The sequence below is a fragment of the uncultured Thermanaerothrix sp. genome (assembly GCF_938028735.1).
Classification (GTDB): domain Bacteria; phylum Chloroflexota; class Anaerolineae; order Anaerolineales; family Anaerolineaceae; genus Thermanaerothrix.
On the sequence record NZ_CALIMF010000028.1, the window covers coordinates 34,526 to 49,409 of the forward strand.

Annotated in this window: 16 protein-coding genes; 4 read left to right on the plus strand and 12 right to left on the minus strand. The window is 61.1% G+C overall.

Going from position 1 to position 14,884, the window contains the following annotated elements; all coding sequences use genetic code 11:
• Nucleotides 1–40: 40 nt before the first annotated feature.
• The 11 genes from Q0721_RS11275 to Q0721_RS11325 form a co-directional block, all read right to left on the minus strand.
• Nucleotides 41–559 (minus strand): Dna2/Cas4 domain-containing protein, encoded by a 519-nt coding sequence (locus Q0721_RS11275; RefSeq protein ID WP_299029918.1) that lies wholly within the window; start codon nt 557–559, stop codon nt 41–43.
• Entirely contained in the window at nt 556–801 is a 246-nt protein-coding gene (locus Q0721_RS11280) for a hypothetical protein (protein WP_299029921.1), read from the minus strand. Before Q0721_RS11280 ends, Q0721_RS11275 begins: the two co-directional genes overlap by 4 nt.
• Nucleotides 773–1,444: a haloacid dehalogenase gene (locus Q0721_RS11285; protein WP_299029924.1), complete on the minus strand. Its 672-nt coding sequence runs from the start codon at nt 1,442–1,444 to the stop codon at nt 773–775. Before Q0721_RS11285 ends, Q0721_RS11280 begins: the two co-directional genes overlap by 29 nt.
• Nucleotides 1,445–1,456: 12 nt before the next feature.
• Nucleotides 1,457–1,879 (minus strand): single-stranded DNA-binding protein, encoded by a 423-nt coding sequence (ssb, locus tag Q0721_RS11290; protein ID WP_299029925.1) that lies wholly within the window; start codon nt 1,877–1,879, stop codon nt 1,457–1,459.
• Between the two features lie 187 nt (nt 1,880–2,066).
• A complete protein-coding gene (locus tag Q0721_RS11295; RefSeq protein ID WP_299029927.1) occupies nt 2,067–3,059 on the minus strand; it encodes an ABC transporter permease in 993 nt (330 codons plus the stop codon).
• Nucleotides 3,056–4,570 carry a sugar ABC transporter ATP-binding protein gene (locus Q0721_RS11300; protein ID WP_299029930.1) on the minus strand — a complete coding sequence of 505 codons (1,515 nt, stop codon included), beginning with the start codon at nt 4,568–4,570 and terminating at the stop codon, nt 3,056–3,058. The genes Q0721_RS11295 and Q0721_RS11300 overlap by 4 nt, the downstream gene beginning before the upstream one ends.
• Nucleotides 4,571–4,636: 66 nt before the next feature.
• Nucleotides 4,637–5,575, minus strand: coding sequence for a ribose ABC transporter substrate-binding protein RbsB (gene rbsB / locus Q0721_RS11305; RefSeq protein WP_299029931.1), 939 nt, complete (start codon nt 5,573–5,575; stop codon nt 4,637–4,639).
• Nucleotides 5,576–5,693: 118 nt separating this feature from the next.
• On the minus strand, nt 5,694–6,659 hold the full coding sequence (rbsC, locus tag Q0721_RS11310) for a ribose ABC transporter permease (protein ID WP_299029934.1): 966 nt from the start codon (nt 6,657–6,659) through the stop codon (nt 5,694–5,696).
• A gap of 20 nt (nt 6,660–6,679) precedes the next feature.
• Nucleotides 6,680–7,075 carry a D-ribose pyranase gene (rbsD, locus tag Q0721_RS11315; protein WP_299029936.1) on the minus strand — a complete coding sequence of 132 codons (396 nt, stop codon included), beginning with the start codon at nt 7,073–7,075 and terminating at the stop codon, nt 6,680–6,682.
• The gene (gene rbsK, locus Q0721_RS11320; RefSeq protein WP_299029938.1) at nt 7,072–7,989 is read right to left on the minus strand and encodes a ribokinase; all 918 of its coding nucleotides are present in this window, start codon (nt 7,987–7,989) and stop codon (nt 7,072–7,074) included. The genes rbsD and rbsK overlap by 4 nt, the downstream gene beginning before the upstream one ends.
• Nucleotides 7,986–8,987, minus strand: coding sequence for a LacI family DNA-binding transcriptional regulator (locus Q0721_RS11325; protein WP_299029940.1), 1,002 nt, complete (start codon nt 8,985–8,987; stop codon nt 7,986–7,988). The genes rbsK and Q0721_RS11325 overlap by 4 nt, the downstream gene beginning before the upstream one ends.
• A gap of 243 nt (nt 8,988–9,230) precedes the next feature.
• Between Q0721_RS11325 and Q0721_RS11330 the strand changes: the two genes are divergently transcribed.
• From Q0721_RS11330 to pyrH, 4 genes are all read left to right on the plus strand, one after another.
• On the plus strand, nt 9,231–10,037 hold the full coding sequence (locus tag Q0721_RS11330; RefSeq protein ID WP_299029942.1) for a CPBP family intramembrane glutamic endopeptidase: 807 nt from the start codon (nt 9,231–9,233) through the stop codon (nt 10,035–10,037).
• 366 nt (nt 10,038–10,403) lie between these two features.
• Nucleotides 10,404–11,309 (plus strand): 30S ribosomal protein S2, encoded by a 906-nt coding sequence (rpsB, locus tag Q0721_RS11335; protein ID WP_299029943.1) that lies wholly within the window; start codon nt 10,404–10,406, stop codon nt 11,307–11,309.
• Nucleotides 11,310–11,360: 51 nt separating this feature from the next.
• On the plus strand, nt 11,361–11,972 hold the full coding sequence (gene tsf, locus Q0721_RS11340; RefSeq protein WP_299029945.1) for a translation elongation factor Ts: 612 nt from the start codon (nt 11,361–11,363) through the stop codon (nt 11,970–11,972).
• A 69-nt stretch (nt 11,973–12,041) separates the two neighbouring features.
• Nucleotides 12,042–12,761, plus strand: a complete 720-nt coding sequence (gene pyrH / locus Q0721_RS11345) for a UMP kinase (RefSeq protein WP_054521430.1) — start codon at nt 12,042–12,044, stop codon at nt 12,759–12,761.
• A gap of 148 nt (nt 12,762–12,909) precedes the next feature.
• Here the strand turns inward: pyrH and dnaK are convergent, their stop codons facing one another.
• Nucleotides 12,910–14,787, minus strand: a complete 1,878-nt coding sequence (gene dnaK, locus Q0721_RS11350) for a molecular chaperone DnaK (RefSeq protein WP_299029955.1) — start codon at nt 14,785–14,787, stop codon at nt 12,910–12,912.
• Between the last annotated feature and the right edge of the window lie 97 nt (nt 14,788–14,884).

Genomic DNA, 14,884 nt, shown 5'->3' on the forward strand with positions numbered 1-14,884 from the left:
TGTTTTATATTATACCAGCCCGCCCTTTACCCTCTCTCGCTCAAAGGCGCTGATCGCAATGAGCGCGGTACCCGCACCGCGCACAACGCGCCGCTTCCTCATGCGAACGCGCAGGCGCCCGTCCTGGCGCAATCGCCTGCATCTCGGCAAGCAGTGCGCGCAAAGTTTGCTCGGCCTGTGGCGTGTAATCAATGGCAAACGTGCGGTTGCGGTAACGCAAAATGCCATAAGGCGGGCGGCGGCCGGTCTGACTCTCGATCAAGAGGCAATACGCCAGCACTTGATAGACGTGCCCCAGGTAGGGTTGGAGTGGGGCTTCGCGGGCTTTCACCTCGACTGGGATGAGTACCTCACCCTGCTGTACCACGTAATCCGGCTTGCCGGTCAGCCCGGTGTGCACGTCGAAGAAGGCCCGTTCAGTGGGTTGTAGCGGATGCAGGTCGGTGTAGAGCAGGCGCCCCAACGGCAGGCCAGCACGGCGTTGTTCGCGTTGCCCCTGCCAGAGCAACACTAAACCCACCACAAACAAAAGGAGCACTAGCCCCAACAACACGCTCATCCAAGCCAGTAAAAAACCGCCAACGCGACCAAGGCAAGCAACGCCACCAAGAGCACCCCCCAGCCCAGCATTTGGAGCAAGCGCGCCCGAAAGACCCGCCACCCATGCGCTGCATGAAAGACCTCACCTGCCTGCATGTGGCTGGTGTTCGAGGATGCATACCCCTGCAAGCGATACCACCAGGCCCGGCGGCAATAAACATATGTGACTAGGTCAGAGGCGCGAATCGGGCGCGGGCTCATCGCTGGTTTCTGGCAGTTGCTGGGCCAGGCGGTTAAGAGCCTGCTGTAAGCGCTCCTCGCGCAGGCTCAGGGTCAGATCGCCGCGGGTGCGTTCCACGATGCCCCGCACCAAGTCGGTCTGACGGCGCAGGTTGTTGGTCAAGGCGTCTGGGTAATCCAGGGTAACCAGTAGGTTGTAGATCTCATCCATCCAGCCTAGCAGACGCTCGGCCTCTGCCGAGTAGCCCTGGCGCAGGATATCCAGACAGCGCCGCCGCAGTTCGCCCACGACCTCGGCCAACCCATTGAGATAGACGGCGTAGTCCAGGTGCATCGCCTCCGGCGTGGGCAACGGGCGATTTTGGATAATGGCCACGGTGAGCGTGGCCTCGGCATATTCCTTTAGCGCATCCTGGGTGTAACCAGCGTAGAAGATTTGAGGGTAGGTCTGGGCCAGGCCCTGCAACTGCTCCGCCAGATCGCGCGCCTGCGCCAGGAAGGCATCCGCTTGCGCGGCCTCCCCACGGTGAATGGCGCGGATGGCGTAGGCCGAGGCGCGGGTCAACTGGCGCGCCTGGGTCAGGGCGCCTTCACGGGCCTGGTTCAGCGCATCCAGGGCAGCATGCACCTGGCGCGCAAACGCGCTGAAATCCTCTAAATTCATGACCGCCGCCATTTAGAAGGGAATGCTCTCCTCGTCGCTCAGCCCCTCAACCGTTTCAATGTCGGGGATCACGCCTTCGGCTGTCTCTCCCTTACGATCCAGGAAACGCACCGTGGTCGCACGCACCTCAAACGCAGCGCCCGCTGTCCCATCGCGGCGCTGGAAGATACGCGGGCTGCCGGTAGACGCATCTGGGATCAGCGTCCCTTCTACCAGGACACGCCGTCCCTTGCTCAGATACTGATTGCACAACTCGGCTTGTTTTCCCCACACGCTGATCCGGAACCAAATCGTCTCATCCACCGCCTGTCCATCCCCGGCGGTATAGCGGCGGCTGGTCGCCACCGAAAAACTGGTCACGGGTTGTCCGTTGGGAGCGTAACGCATCTCAGGGTCGCGCCCCAGATTGCCTACAATAATGATTTTGTGATACATACCGGCCTCCTCTCAAGCCTTTCCATCCTGCCCAGATGTCGCCACGGCACACCCTTAACCCCACTCCTGGCACATGCGCCAAGGCAGGTGATATGTGTTTATTATTATACTCCACGCCCGCTCAACGCGAGAAATTCATCCAATCCCCGTTTGCCCCCTAACAAAGAGGAAGCGACCGGTCATCGGGCTAGCCCGTCGATGGCACCCGCCCGCTCCTGACCGCCCGTCGTTGCTTGATGAAATAATCTAACATGACAGCCAGGATGAACACTAACCCCTTGATGACCTGCTGATTATAAGACGGGACTTCCAGCAAGTTGAGGCCGTTGGAGAGGACGCCGATGATAAAAGCGCCGGCCAATGTGCCCGGGATACCTCCCACACCGCCCGCTAGGCTGCTGCCACCTAGCACCGCCGCCGCAATAGCATCCAATTCCAGCCCCACGCCGATATTGGGCTGCGCCGACCACAGCCGCGCCGTCAGAATTAGCCCGCTCAAAGCCGCCGTGGCGCCGCTGATGACGTACACGCAAAACTTGACCACGCCCACGTTCACCCCTGCCAAGCGGGTGGTCTCCTCCCCCCCGCCAATGGCGTAGATGTGCAAGCCCAGCGCCGTTTGCGAAAGCAGCAAGTGCACCAAAACCGCCACCACCAGCAACACCCACACCGGCATTGGCACCCCCAATAGGCTCTCACTGCCCCAAAAGGTGAACGCACGGTCCAGCCCCGCAATCGGGCGCCCTTGGGTATAGACTAGGGTCAAACCACGCGCAATAGCCATACTTGCCAAAGTGGCCACGAAAGGCGGGATACGTCCCCAGACGATCATCGCTGCGTTGAGTAGCCCGATGCCGGCCCCGGCCATCAGGCCGATCAACAAACCCGGGTAGGTGCCCAGACCACCCCGTGTGGCCAACCCCGCGGCCAATGCGCCGCTCAGCGCCGCCACCGAGCCCACCGAGAGATCAATCCCACCGGTGATGATAGCCAGCGTCATCCCGATGGCGGCCAGCGCCACCAGGGTGGACTGCAACGCCACGGTGAGCAAATTGTTCACCGTCAGAAATTCCGGTGCAAGCACGGCAAAACCCAGAACAATGGCCAGTAGAATCACGTAAGTGCTGTTGCGGCGCAGGAACTCACCCCATTGAGGCGCGTGGTTGGATGATCGGTTCATGCGGCTACCCTCCGCTCTAGTTGGCCCGTTGCCGCCTGCATAATCAGGTCTTGAGTGGCTTCTTCGCGACTGAACTCGGCCACAAGGCGCCCTTCACGCATCACCAGGATGCGGTCACTAACCCCTAGAATTTCCGGCAATTCCGAGGAAATCATCAAGATAGCCATGCCCTGGGCCGCTAGTTCGCTCATCAGCGCGTGAATCTCGGCCTTAGCCCCCACATCGACCCCCCGCGTAGGTTCGTCCAAGATCAGCACCTTGGGGTTGAGAGTCAACCAGCGCGAGATGACCACCTTCTGCTGATTGCCCCCCGAGAGATTGCGCACGCGCTGGTTCAGGCTGGGCGTGCGCACCCGCAAACGCTCAATAATGGTCTTAACCACCTGGTTGATGCGCCGAAAATCAATGAAACCCAACCGCGAGAGGCGTTCCAGCAGCCCCGCACCCGCATTGAAGCGCACGCTCTGCCCCAGGAAAAGCCCTTGCGACTTGCGATCCTCGGGCACCAGCCCAATGCCCAGACGAATGGCATCCCGTGGCGAACGGATTTCCACCCGTTGCCCATCCATCCAAATCTCGCCCGCTTCGGGCCGATCGGCTCCGAAAAGCAGGCGGGCCAGATTGGTACGCCCGGCCCCGACCAGGCCGGCCAAGCCCACAATCTCCCCGCGGTATAACTCCAGGCTGACCCCCTGCACCTCCCGGCCGGCGCGCAGGTTCACCGCGCGCAAGACCGGCTCCCCGCGCTGGGTAGGCACCTTAGGAAAGAACTCGGTGAGCTCGCGCCCAACCATCAGGCGCACTACCTCGGCCGGCGTGAAGGCCTGCACTGGCCCTACCGCCACCAACTGCCCATCCCGCATCACCGCGATGCGGTCGGCCAGTTCAAACACCTCCTCTAAGCGGTGCGAAATGTAAATCAGCGCCACCCCCTGATCGCGCAACGCCCGCACCAGCCGGAAAAGGGTCTCCGTCTCACGTTCGGTCAGCGCGCTGGTCGGTTCATCCAGCGCGATCAGGCGCGCATGGTACGAAAGCGCCTTGGCAATCTCCACCAACTGACGCTGCGCAATGCTCAAATCCGCCACCCGCGCTTGCACCGGCACCTCGATCCCCAGCCGATCCAATTCGGCTTGTGCCTGAGCATACAGCCGCTTCCAATCAATCCAGAAGCGCCACCGCCGCGGCTCCCGCCCCAGGAAGATGTTCTGACCAACGGTCAATTGAGGAATGAGCGCCAGTTCCTGGTGGATCATGGTGATCCCCAGTTCCAGTGCGCGCCGCGGCGAATCTATCGTCACGGGCTGCCCATCCAGGTAAATTTTGCCGGAGTCCAACGGCACCACCCCGTTGATGAGGTTCATCAGGGTGGATTTGCCCGCCCCGTTCTCGCCCACCAGGGCTAGAATCTCGCCGCCGTACACCTCCAAACTGACGTCATTGACCGCCTGGACACCGGGAAAGGCTTTGGACACATGCTCTAAGCGCAAACGCGGGATGGTCTCGGTCATATGCCCTCATTAGAAGGAGGGTCTGGGAAGTGGGAAGTCCCACCCCCAAACCCTCCGAAACGGTAGTTATTTCACAGTCTCCTTGGTCACCAGCGAGAGCGGGACGGGGATGTAGGCCTCAACCTTCTGGCCCTTGAGGTACTTGACGGCCGTTTCAACCGCCAGTTGCCCCATCAGCGCAGGCTGTTGCGCCACCGTCGCCGCCAACTTGCCTTCCTTCACCGCCTGCACGGCATCGTCTATCGCATCGAAGCCCACAAAGACGATCCCCGTGCGCCCCGCTGCCTCGGCCGCCTGGATGGCGCCTAACACCATCTCATCGTTGTGGGCAAATACCCCCGCTATCTCCGGCTGCGCCTGCAGGATGTTCTCAAATACCTTCAGCCCTTTGTCACGGTTGAAGTCCGCCGTCTGCTGCGCTACAATCTTCGCTTCCTTGCAGTTCTGGCTCATGTATTCATTGAACCCCTGCCCACGATCGCGCGCCGCCGATGTCCCGGCAATCCCTTGCAACTCCACAACGTTGCCTTTGCCACCAATCGCCTTGCACAGGAATTCCGCCGCCATCCGTCCACCAGCTACGTTGTCCGAGGCAATGTGGCTCACGACCTCACCACCATTCGCCCCACGGTCAACCGTGAACACCGGAATCCCCGCCGCATTCGCCTTCTGGATCGCCGGCACCACCGCATCCGAGTCGGTCGGGTTGATCAGCAACGCGGAGACCTTCTTGTTGATCAGATCCTCAATCCCCGCCGTCATCTTCGCCGAGTCGTCCTGCGCATCCACCACGATCAACTTCACCCCCGCAGCATCCGCGGCCTTCTGCGCCCCATCTCGTAGCGTCACAAAGAACGGGTTGTTCAGCGTCGAGAGTACCAACCCCAACGTGATCTCACCGCTCGGCGCCGCCGTGGGGGTTGCCGCCGGGGTAGCCGGCGCGCAGGCAGCTAGCACCAGCGCTGCCAGAACCAACAGATTGAGCAACCAGGTTAGTCGTTTCATCGTTCTCCTCCTTAAGTTTCAGGATTTAGGATAAACCACCGAACTAGCGACATCTTGTTATCCATACGTATAGGACACATCTGCTTCTCGCTTCACCAACCTCCTTTCCAGGCCCCCCTCATCGTGAGGGCGGGCTAAAAGCCTTATAGAGCAAAAGCGCCAGAGCAATTACCACCCCCTTGACCACCTGCTCCCACAGGGGCGAAACGTTGAGCAGGTTGAGGCCGTTGTTGAGGGTTTCAATCAACAACGCCCCCAGCAGGGTCCCGCCCAGGCCCCCCTCACCGCCGGCAAAACTCGTCCCACCGACCACGACCGCTGCAATGGCGTTGAACTCGTAACCCTGGCCGATGATGGGCTGGGCCGAATCCAGGCGCGCCACCAGAATCAGACCAGCCAGCGCTGCGCAAAACCCCGAAATGGCATAGACCAGCACAGTGATGCGTTCCGTAGGCACCCCTGCTAGCCGTGCCGCGGTGGGGTTATCGCCCAACAGGTAAATGTAAGCGCCGTAACGCGTGCGGCTGAGGAAGACCCACCCTGCCAGGAAAACCAGCGCGGTCAGCAGGATAGGTACCGGAATCCCCCCAACGACTCCGGTGCCGATCCAGCGGAAAGAGGCCGGCAGACCGGTGATCGGTTGCCCCTGAGTGTACATCAAGGTCAACCCACGCGCTACCGTCAGCATGCCCAGCGTAGCGATGAAGGGCGGGATGCGCGCTTTCGTGATCATCAGCCCGTTGATCATCCCCAGAAGCGCCCCCAAGCCCAGCGCGGCTACGACCGCCAGTCCCACGGGTTGCCCCTGTTTCATCAGCGAGGCCCCCACCGTGACCGCCAGCGCTAGCACCGAGCCCACCGAGAGGTCAATTCCACCCGTCAGGATGACCATGGTCATCCCCACGCTGACAATGCCGTTGATGGTGGCCTGACGCAGGATGTTAATGAGGTTGGCAGCGGTGAGAAAGCGGTCCGAGAGCAGCGTCAGCGCCAGCATCAAGAGCAGGAACGAGAAGGCCAGGCCAAAGCGCTGCACAAACGCACGGCGATCCATCGGAAGGGCAACCGGCTGAGATGACGTCATACCTCGCTCCGCGCCTCGGTTCAGAACACCACGCCTGCGACCAGGATGACATTAGCGTAGGGGGTAAATTCCCCCGTCCGCACGACCGCCCGCGCCCGGGTGCACAAATCTTTCAATTGCTCATGACTAACCTGCTCAAAAGGCACGCCGGGTAGCAGGGCCTGCAATTCCTGCAGCACCTGCGGGCTGACGCGGGCCGTTTCCTCGGCCACAATGACACGTTCCACCTGCATCTCGCTGAGGACCGTGCGCACGGTTTCAAGAAAACCCGGCACACCGCGCGTCAGCGCCAGATCAATGCGGTAGGTTTCCGCCGGAATGGGCAGCCCGGCATCCCCAATGACCAGCATATCGCCGTGGCCTAGGCTAGCGATCAACTCGGATAGCGCCACATTCAGCAAAGGTGTTTTCTTCATACCTGCCCCCTTTCGGCAAGGAATTGCAAGAGTTCGTCTCGCCGGGGCATGGAGGGTTGCGCCCCCGGACGGGTGACGGCAATTGCACCCGCGGCGTTGCCCCAGATAGCGGCTTCGCGCACCGATTTTCCCTCAGCAAGGGCCAGAGCAAACGCGCCCGCAAACGCATCGCCGGCGGCCACGGTATCTACTACAGTCACCTTGTAAGCGGGCAAGTGCTCGCGCTGATCATTCAGCGCCAGTAGCGCCCCCTCTTCACCGAGCGTGACCACCAGGTTGCGCGCGCCCAGCGCCTGCACCGCGCGGATGGCGGCCTCGCGGTCGCTCTCTCCGCCGGCCAACAGCATCAGTTCGGGTTGATTGGGCAGCAAGTAGTCCACGCGCGCCAGTAGGTCTGCTGGTAGCGCCCGCGCCGGGGCCGGATTGAGCACCACACGCAGGCCATAGCGGTGCGCCAGGTCGGTTGCCGCCTCCACCGCGTCCAGCGGGCATTCCAGTTGCATTAGCAGGACATCCGCCCCCGCAAAGGCAGCCTCAGCGTCGCGTACGTCCTGCGCCGAGACGCGCCAATTGGCCCCTGAGGCCACCACAATGGTGTTCTGCCCCGCCGCATCCAGGGTGATGAGCGCCACGCCGGTTGGGGCTTCAGGATCACGGCGGATGAAAGTGGTATCTACCCCATCCCGCGCCACCGTAGCCAGGAGGGCCTCACCAAACGCATCCTGGCCTACTCGACCGATCATGCGCACCTTGCCCCCGAGGCGCGCCACAGCCACGGCCTGGTTGGCCCCCTTGCCCCCCGGGAAGGTCTGAAAGCCACTGCCAATGATGGTTTCGCCGGGTTGGGGGTGACGCGGTGCCCGCACCACCAGGTCCATGTTCAAACTGCCCACAATCACAACCGTTCCACTCATGCGCTCCTCCGCGTCGTCTCCCGTTCGATCAGGGTAGTTGGAATGACCTGCCGACGCGCCGGTAAGCGACGGTCGGCAATGCGTTCGAGCAGCAACTGCACCGCCGCCCGTCCCAGCGCCACCTTATCTTGGCGCACCGTGGTCAGGGGCGGAGTGGTGTAGGAGGCCAATTCAATATCGTCGAACCCGACCACCGCCACCTCCTCTGGAACACGTCGCCCCAGTTCGGCCAGGGCGCGCAAGGCGCCGATGGCCATCATGTCATTACAGGCAAAAATCGCTGTTGGGGGGTCGGCAAGGGTGAAGAGCCGCCGCGTCGCCAGGTAACCGGAACGGGGGGAGAAATCGCCCCGCACGATCAGGTTCTCATCCAACGGTAGGCCGGCTTCGGCCAGCGCCTGCCGATAGCCAATCACGCGCTGCGCGCTGGGGGTGAGGTGAGAGGGTCCGGTGATGCACCCCAAGCGCCGGTGCCCCAGGCGGATTAGGTGGCGGGTGGCCAGCAGACCGCCTTGCAGGTTATCGGCCAGCACCGTATCCACCTCCGGCGAGATCAGTTGCCGGTCCACGACCACCACCGGCACCTCGCGGCGCACCAGGTCCTCCAGGGATTGGCTACGGTCACCCGCGGCCACAAAAATCAGCCCATCCACCTGCTTGGTGACCAGCACATCCACGTACAGGCGTTCTTTTTCCAATTCGTTTTCGCTGTTGCCGAGGATGACATTGTAACCCTCGCGGAACGCCGCATCCTCGATGGCACGGGCGATCTCGGCAAAGAAGGGGTTGGCACTGTCGGGCAGGATCAGGCCCAGGGTGCGCGTTTCGCCCCGGCGCAGCGAGCGCGCCAGGATGTTGGGACGGTAACCCAGTTCCTCCATGGCCTGCAACACGCGCTCACGCGCTTCGGGCGAGACGAAGCGGGTGTTGTTGATGACGTGGGAAACAGTGGTCGGGGAGACGCCGGCACGCGCGGCTACTTCGCGAATGGTGGGCATAGCACAGGGCTCCGCAAAGGATTGCGCAAAGGATTGCGCAAACGTTTGCACCAAATACTATAGCGGATTTAAAAAGCAAAGTCAAGAGGCAATTTTCACCCCTTGCCTCAAAAGGAAGTTCAGACCGTTGGGGCTAAAATAAACCTAACTGGTGAAAGAATGGCTAATCGCCGGGTTGTTTGGATTTTTCCTCGCCTGCTCATCCCCGCTTCCCTGGTGAATCGATTCCCTTGTGGGGTGAGAATGATCATATCTCGTACTAAAGCACTGGTGTCCTTTTTCTTTCTAACCTATGCTATCTCACGGGCCTTTTGGTGGCCGGAGGCATTAGCAGCACGAGGAATGCTCCTCCCGGCCTGGCTGGGGCAATTTCTGACCAACCCGTTCAACCCGGCCGCCTTCGGCCCGCTCATTGCTGCCCTTGCACTCACCCTGGCCGCTACAGGTTGGAGAGGGCTCGGAGCGTGGTTGCGGCAAAGCCTGCACTTGCGCTTTAGGGCCAGAGGGTGGCTGGTTGTGCTCCTGTTGCCCATGTTAATTTTTGGCGGGGGAGTTTTGGGCACTGTCCTTCTGGGGATTACCCCGCTAGAATCTTCCGTCCTCTCGAATCCCCCCTATGCGCTGATCGGCTTTCTGGTCATTTTCTTTACGGCCGGCCCGTTGCAAGAAGAACCGGGCTGGCGCGGGTTCGCCTTACCGCGGCTTCTGGAGAGACACTCCGCTGTGCGGGCCAGCGTGATCCTGGGTATCTGGTGGTGGCTATGGCACTTGCCCTTGGTGTTCATCCCAGGCAAGTTCATGACCCAGGATCCGCTGCTCTTCCTGCTCGTGGGGATCGAAATCGTCCTGACCTCGATTCTGATGACCTGGGTATACCTGCAGACCCACGGCAGCGTCCTGGCAACCATGCTTTTCCACACGGTCATGAACGGCTCAATCTGGATGTTCCGGCCCTCAATGACGATGACGCTCCCCATCCTCGCCCTGACCATTGTCCTGCTCGCCCTCGCGGTAGGGTGGGTGGTTCGTTGCGGTCTGCAACCGGGGTAACGATTTTCGCGGGTCGCGCCTCCGGGAAAGCGCCGCCTCCCGGAGGATTGTGCAAGAATGCGCCCACCCGTCCTCGATGTGGGGGCGTCCGATCGGGTATGTTGCTGAATGACTATCGTTATCGCCAAGTGCTCGACCGCTTAGGCCGGAGCATCCTGCGCCCACCGGCAGTCAGGGGCAGATCTCAAGGACACCCCGTTTCCGAAACTGGACGATTCACAAAAATTTATGTTATACTTGGACGGCTATCCGTCCAGGATAGCCACCATCTCTCACGCGGTCAGACCGTCCTTGGCGTGCCCCACTGGGGTGGAGGGGCGGGAAGAAGCCGCGGAGGTATAACGCCAAACGAAAGGAGTTTTTGTAATGGCTAACGTCATTTCCATGAAAGCCCTCCTCGAAAGCGGTGTGCACTTTGGCCACCGCACCAACAAGTGGCACCCGGCAATGCGCCCGTACATCTTCACCGAGCGCAACGGCATCCACATCATTGACCTGCAACAAACGGTCAAGGCGCTCAACGAGGCCTACAAGGTCGTCGTGGATACCGTGGCGAGGGGCGGCATCGTCCTCTTCGTCGGTACCAAGCGCCAAGCCCAGGACACCATCCGCGAAGAGGCACAGCGCTGCGGGATGCCCTATGTCACTGAGCGCTGGCTGGGCGGCACGCTGACCAACTGGATCACCATCTATCAGCGCATCCTTGAACTGGATCGCCTGGAGAAGATGCGTGATAGCGGCGAGTTGCAGGCTCGCACCAAAAAGGAACGTCTGCTCATCGAGCGCGAAATCGCCCGCTTGGAAAAGCGCCTCAGCGGTCTGCGTACGATGAAGCGCCTGCCCGACCTGCTCTTTGTAGTGGATGTCTGCCGTGAAGCCACCGCCGTGCATGAGGCCAATCTTAAGAACATCCCGGTGATCGCACTGGTGGATACCAACTGCGATCCGCGCGGCGTGGACTACGTCATCCCCTCCAACGACGATGCCATCCGCGCCATCAAACTGCTGGTGGGCAAGATCGCCGATGCTGTGCTCGAGGGCAAAGCCCTGCGCAAGGAAGAAATCATCGAGGAAGAAACGCCATTTGAAGTCCTGCCCACTCCTGCCGCACGCTACTCGGTGCTGGAGGAGGAAGAGATTGCCGATGAAGAATTGCTGGGCGACGCAACCCTGGCCAAACTGAGCCGACCCGCCCGCAAACTCGTCGAGGATGAGGAACTTGAAGAAGAACTCGAAGAGATTGAAGAGATTGAGGACGAAGAAGAGGCCTGATTCGAAACCCGGTCATTAAGCGTAAATTTTTGGCTGAGAGGACAACAACGTATGGCAACCATTACCACCGACATGATTAAGCAACTCCGCGAGGCGACCAACGCCGGTATCCTGGATTGCCGCAAGGCTTTGGAGCAGGCCGAGGGTGACTTCAAGAAAGCGGTGGACATCCTGCGCGAGAAGGGGCTGGCTTCTGCCGCCAAGCGCGCCGACCGCAAAGCCTCGGAGGGCGTGATCGAACTATACTCCCACGGCAACGGGCGCGTGGGCGTAATGGTAGAAGTTAATTGCGAGACCGACTTCGTTGGCAAGAGCGAGAAATTCCGCCATTTTGCCCACGAACTGGCACTCCAAATTGCCGCCAGCGCCCCACTCTATATCCGTGAGGAAGATATCCCCCAGGAAGTGCTCGATCACGAGGCCCAGATTGCCGCCGCCAAGGCGCGCGAAGAAGGCAAACCCGAGCACATCATCCCCCGTATTGTCGAAGGCGCGCTGACCAAGTTCAAGGACGAGACTGTGCTGCTGCGCCAGCGCTACATCCGCGATGAGAGCCTGACCATTCAGGACTTGCTCAATGATGTACGCGTAGCCTTGGGCGAAAACATTGTCATCCGGCGCTTTGTCCGTTGGGCGCTGGGAGAAACGACCGAAACGGCGTAACCCGCCATGCGAAAGAGGCCAACCGGTAAGGGTTGGCCTCTTTCTCTAACCTGTGGAGGTGTCTGAAGGATGAGTGAACTCAAGTACCGCCGTATTCTCCTTAAACTAAGCGGCGAGGCCCTGGCTGGACCGCAGGAATATGGCATTGACCCCAAAGCCGCCGATGATATTGCCCAACGCATCCGCGAGGTGCGCGAAATGGGCGTGGACGTAGCCATTGTCATCGGCGCGGGCAACCTGTGGCGGGGGCGCGTTGGCCTGGAAGCCGGCATGGACCGCGCTACCGCTGACTACATGGGCATGCTGGCCACGGTGATGAACGCGCTGGCCCTGATGGATGCCCTCGAGCGCCTGGGGGTGGTCGTGCGCGTGCAATCGGCCATCGAGATGCATGCCGTGGCCGAGCCGTACATCCGCCGCCGCGCCATCCGCCACCTGGAAAAGGGGCGCGTGGTCATCTTCGGCGGGGGCACCGGCAACCCCTATTTCTCCACTGATACCGCTGCTGCCCTGCGCGCCATGGAAATCAACGCCGATGTGCTGATCAAAGCCACCAAAGTGGATGGAGTTTACGATAGCGACCCCAAACGCAACCCCAACGCGGTCAAGTTCGACCGCCTCACCTACATCGAAACGCTCAACCGCCGCCTAGAAGTGATGGACAGCACCGCCATCAGCCTGTGCATGGAGAACAAACTGCCCATCCTAGTGCTCAACCTGTGGGACCCGGAGGCCCTGCGCCTCTCGCTATTGGGTGAAATTCGCGGTACCCTGGTGCACGCCGGGTAATAAGCCCGGCCCATGTGCCCGTGGCCTGCTTCCCATGCTGCTCTTGACCTAAGGCTCTCCCCCCATGCCGCGCACGCTCGCCCCTTAAAGCAGCCCACCGCCCTCGCGGAAAGGGCGGTGGGGGTCGCTGTGGGGGAGAAATGGAGGCTTAGGCCTCGCGGAATTCGCCTTCAACCACATCCCCTTCTGGGGAGGTCTGCCGCGCCTGACCATCGCCACTGCTCGCCGCTTGCGGCGCTACCTGTAGCAGCCGCCCGTAAACCGCATTGACCTGCTCGGTCAAGTTACGGATGCGCTGGATATCGTCACCGTTCATCGCCTGGCGCAGTTCATTGACGCGCTCCTCGGCCTCGCGGCGCAGATCGGCGGGCAGGCTCTCACCACGCTCGCGCAAGGTCTTCTCAACCTGATAGATGGCGTTATCGGCAATATTGCGCGCCTCGGCCAGCTCACGGCGGCGGCGGTCTTCGGCCTCGTGCTTGCGCGCCTCTTCAATCAGACGGTTGATTTCTTCTTTGGAGAGGTTAGTGGTAGCCGTGATGGTCACCTTCTGCTCACGCCCGGTGGCTTTATCGCGGGCCGAGACGTTAAGGATGCCGTTAGCGTCAATGTCGAAGGTCACCTCAATCTGCGGCACGCCACGCGGCGCAGGCGGGATGCCATCCAGGCGGAAGCGGCCCAGGCTGATGTTATCCGCCGCCATTGGACGCTCACCCTGCAGGACGTGGATGTCCACTGCGGTCTGGTTATCCTCCGCCGTGGAGAAGATCTGCGAGCGGCGTACCGGGATGGTGGTATTGCGCTCGATGATCACCGTCATCACGCCACCCAACGTTTCCACACCTAACGAAAGCGGCGTCACGTCCAGCAGCAGGATGTCCTTGACCTGACCGGAGAGCACGCCAGCCTGAATGGCGGCGCCGATTGCCACCACCTCGTCCGGGTTGACGCTCTTATTGGGTTCCTTGCCGGTCAGGCGGCGCACCAGGTCCTGCACCATCGGCATGCGGGTAGCGCCACCCACCAGGATGACCTCATCCAACTGGTCCGGGCGCAGGTTGGCATCGCGCAGTGCGTTCTCAAACGGCGGGATGCAGCGTTCGAGCAGGTCTTTGGTCATCTGCTCGAAGCGGGCGCGCGTCAGGCGCAGTTGCAGGTGCTTGGGCCCGCTGGCATCTGCGGTGATGAAGGGCAGGTTGATCTCTGTCTCCATCATGCTGGAGAGTTCGATCTTGGCCTTCTCCGCCGCCTCGCGCAGGCGTTGCAACGCCTGGCGATCCTGGCGCAGGTCAATCCCGTGCTCCTTCATGAACTCCTCGACGGCCCAGTTAACGATGCGCTGGTCCCAGTCATCGCCGCCCAGGTGCGTATCGCCGCTGGTGGATTTGACCTCAAACACGCCCTCACCAACCTCCAGGATCGAGACGTCGAACGTCCCACCTCCCAGGTCCCAGACCAGGATTTTCTCATTCTTCTTTTTGTCCAAGCCATAGGCCAGCGCGGCAGCGGTGGGCTCGTTAATGATGCGCAGGACTTCCAGGCCGGCGATCTTACCGGCATCTTTAGTCGCCTGGCGCTGGCTATCGTTGAAGTAAGCCGGCACAGTGATGACCGCCTGGGTCACCGACTCACCTAGGTAGGCTTCGGCATCGGCCTTGAGTTTGGCCAGGATCATCGCCGAGATCTCCTGCGGCGTATATTCGCGTCCGGTCACCGGGATGCGCACCCGCGCGTCGCCGGCCGGGCCACGCACGACCTGATAGGGCACCATCTTGCGCTCCTGCTCCACCTCTTCAAAGCGGCGGCCCATGAAGCGTTTGATGGAATAGACGGTGTTTTCAGGGTTAATGATGGCCTGGCGCTTGGCCGGAATGCCGACTAGGCGCTCGCCCGTCTTGGTGAACGCTACCACCGAAGGGCACAAGCGCGATCCTTCTGCCGTGGTGATGACCACCGGCTCGCCTCCCTCCATCACAGCGACCACACTGTTGGTGGTCCCTAAATCAATACCTATAACCTTTCCCATCGGTTATCTCTCCTTTCGTTCCAAGATGATTTTAGGCATAAGTGCTTCGTCCTATACCATACCCCAAGATTGCAAGAATTTTATTAACAAAGCATTG

Bases quoted from the DNA above. Each gene is read 5' to 3' on its own strand.
- Q0721_RS11330 (WP_299029942.1), top strand. From the start codon at position 9,231: ATGATCATATCTCGTACTAAAGCACTGGTGTCCTTTTTCTTTCTAACC.
- Q0721_RS11285 (WP_299029924.1), bottom strand. From the start codon at position 1,444: ATGAATTTAGAGGATTTCAGCGCGTTTGCGCGCCAGGTGCATGCTGCC.
- rbsD (WP_299029936.1), bottom strand. From the start codon at position 7,075: ATGAAGAAAACACCTTTGCTGAATGTGGCGCTATCCGAGTTGATCGCT.
- Q0721_RS11275 (WP_299029918.1), bottom strand. From the start codon at position 559: ATGAGCGTGTTGTTGGGGCTAGTGCTCCTTTTGTTTGTGGTGGGTTTA.
- Q0721_RS11300 (WP_299029930.1), bottom strand. From the start codon at position 4,570: ATGACCGAGACCATCCCGCGTTTGCGCTTAGAGCATGTGTCCAAAGCC.
- Q0721_RS11295 (WP_299029927.1), bottom strand. From the start codon at position 3,059: ATGAACCGATCATCCAACCACGCGCCTCAATGGGGTGAGTTCCTGCGC.
- rbsC (WP_299029934.1), bottom strand. From the start codon at position 6,659: ATGACGTCATCTCAGCCGGTTGCCCTTCCGATGGATCGCCGTGCGTTT.
- rbsK (WP_299029938.1), bottom strand. From the start codon at position 7,989: ATGAGTGGAACGGTTGTGATTGTGGGCAGTTTGAACATGGACCTGGTG.
- ssb (WP_299029925.1), bottom strand. From the start codon at position 1,879: ATGTATCACAAAATCATTATTGTAGGCAATCTGGGGCGCGACCCTGAG.
- rpsB (WP_299029943.1), top strand. From the start codon at position 10,404: ATGGCTAACGTCATTTCCATGAAAGCCCTCCTCGAAAGCGGTGTGCAC.
- Q0721_RS11325 (WP_299029940.1), bottom strand. From the start codon at position 8,987: ATGCCCACCATTCGCGAAGTAGCCGCGCGTGCCGGCGTCTCCCCGACC.
- dnaK (WP_299029955.1), bottom strand. From the start codon at position 14,787: ATGGGAAAGGTTATAGGTATTGATTTAGGGACCACCAACAGTGTGGTC.
- rbsB (WP_299029931.1), bottom strand. From the start codon at position 5,575: ATGAAACGACTAACCTGGTTGCTCAATCTGTTGGTTCTGGCAGCGCTG.
- Q0721_RS11280 (WP_299029921.1), bottom strand. From the start codon at position 801: ATGAGCCCGCGCCCGATTCGCGCCTCTGACCTAGTCACATATGTTTAT.
- tsf (WP_299029945.1), top strand. From the start codon at position 11,361: ATGGCAACCATTACCACCGACATGATTAAGCAACTCCGCGAGGCGACC.
- pyrH (WP_054521430.1), top strand. From the start codon at position 12,042: ATGAGTGAACTCAAGTACCGCCGTATTCTCCTTAAACTAAGCGGCGAG.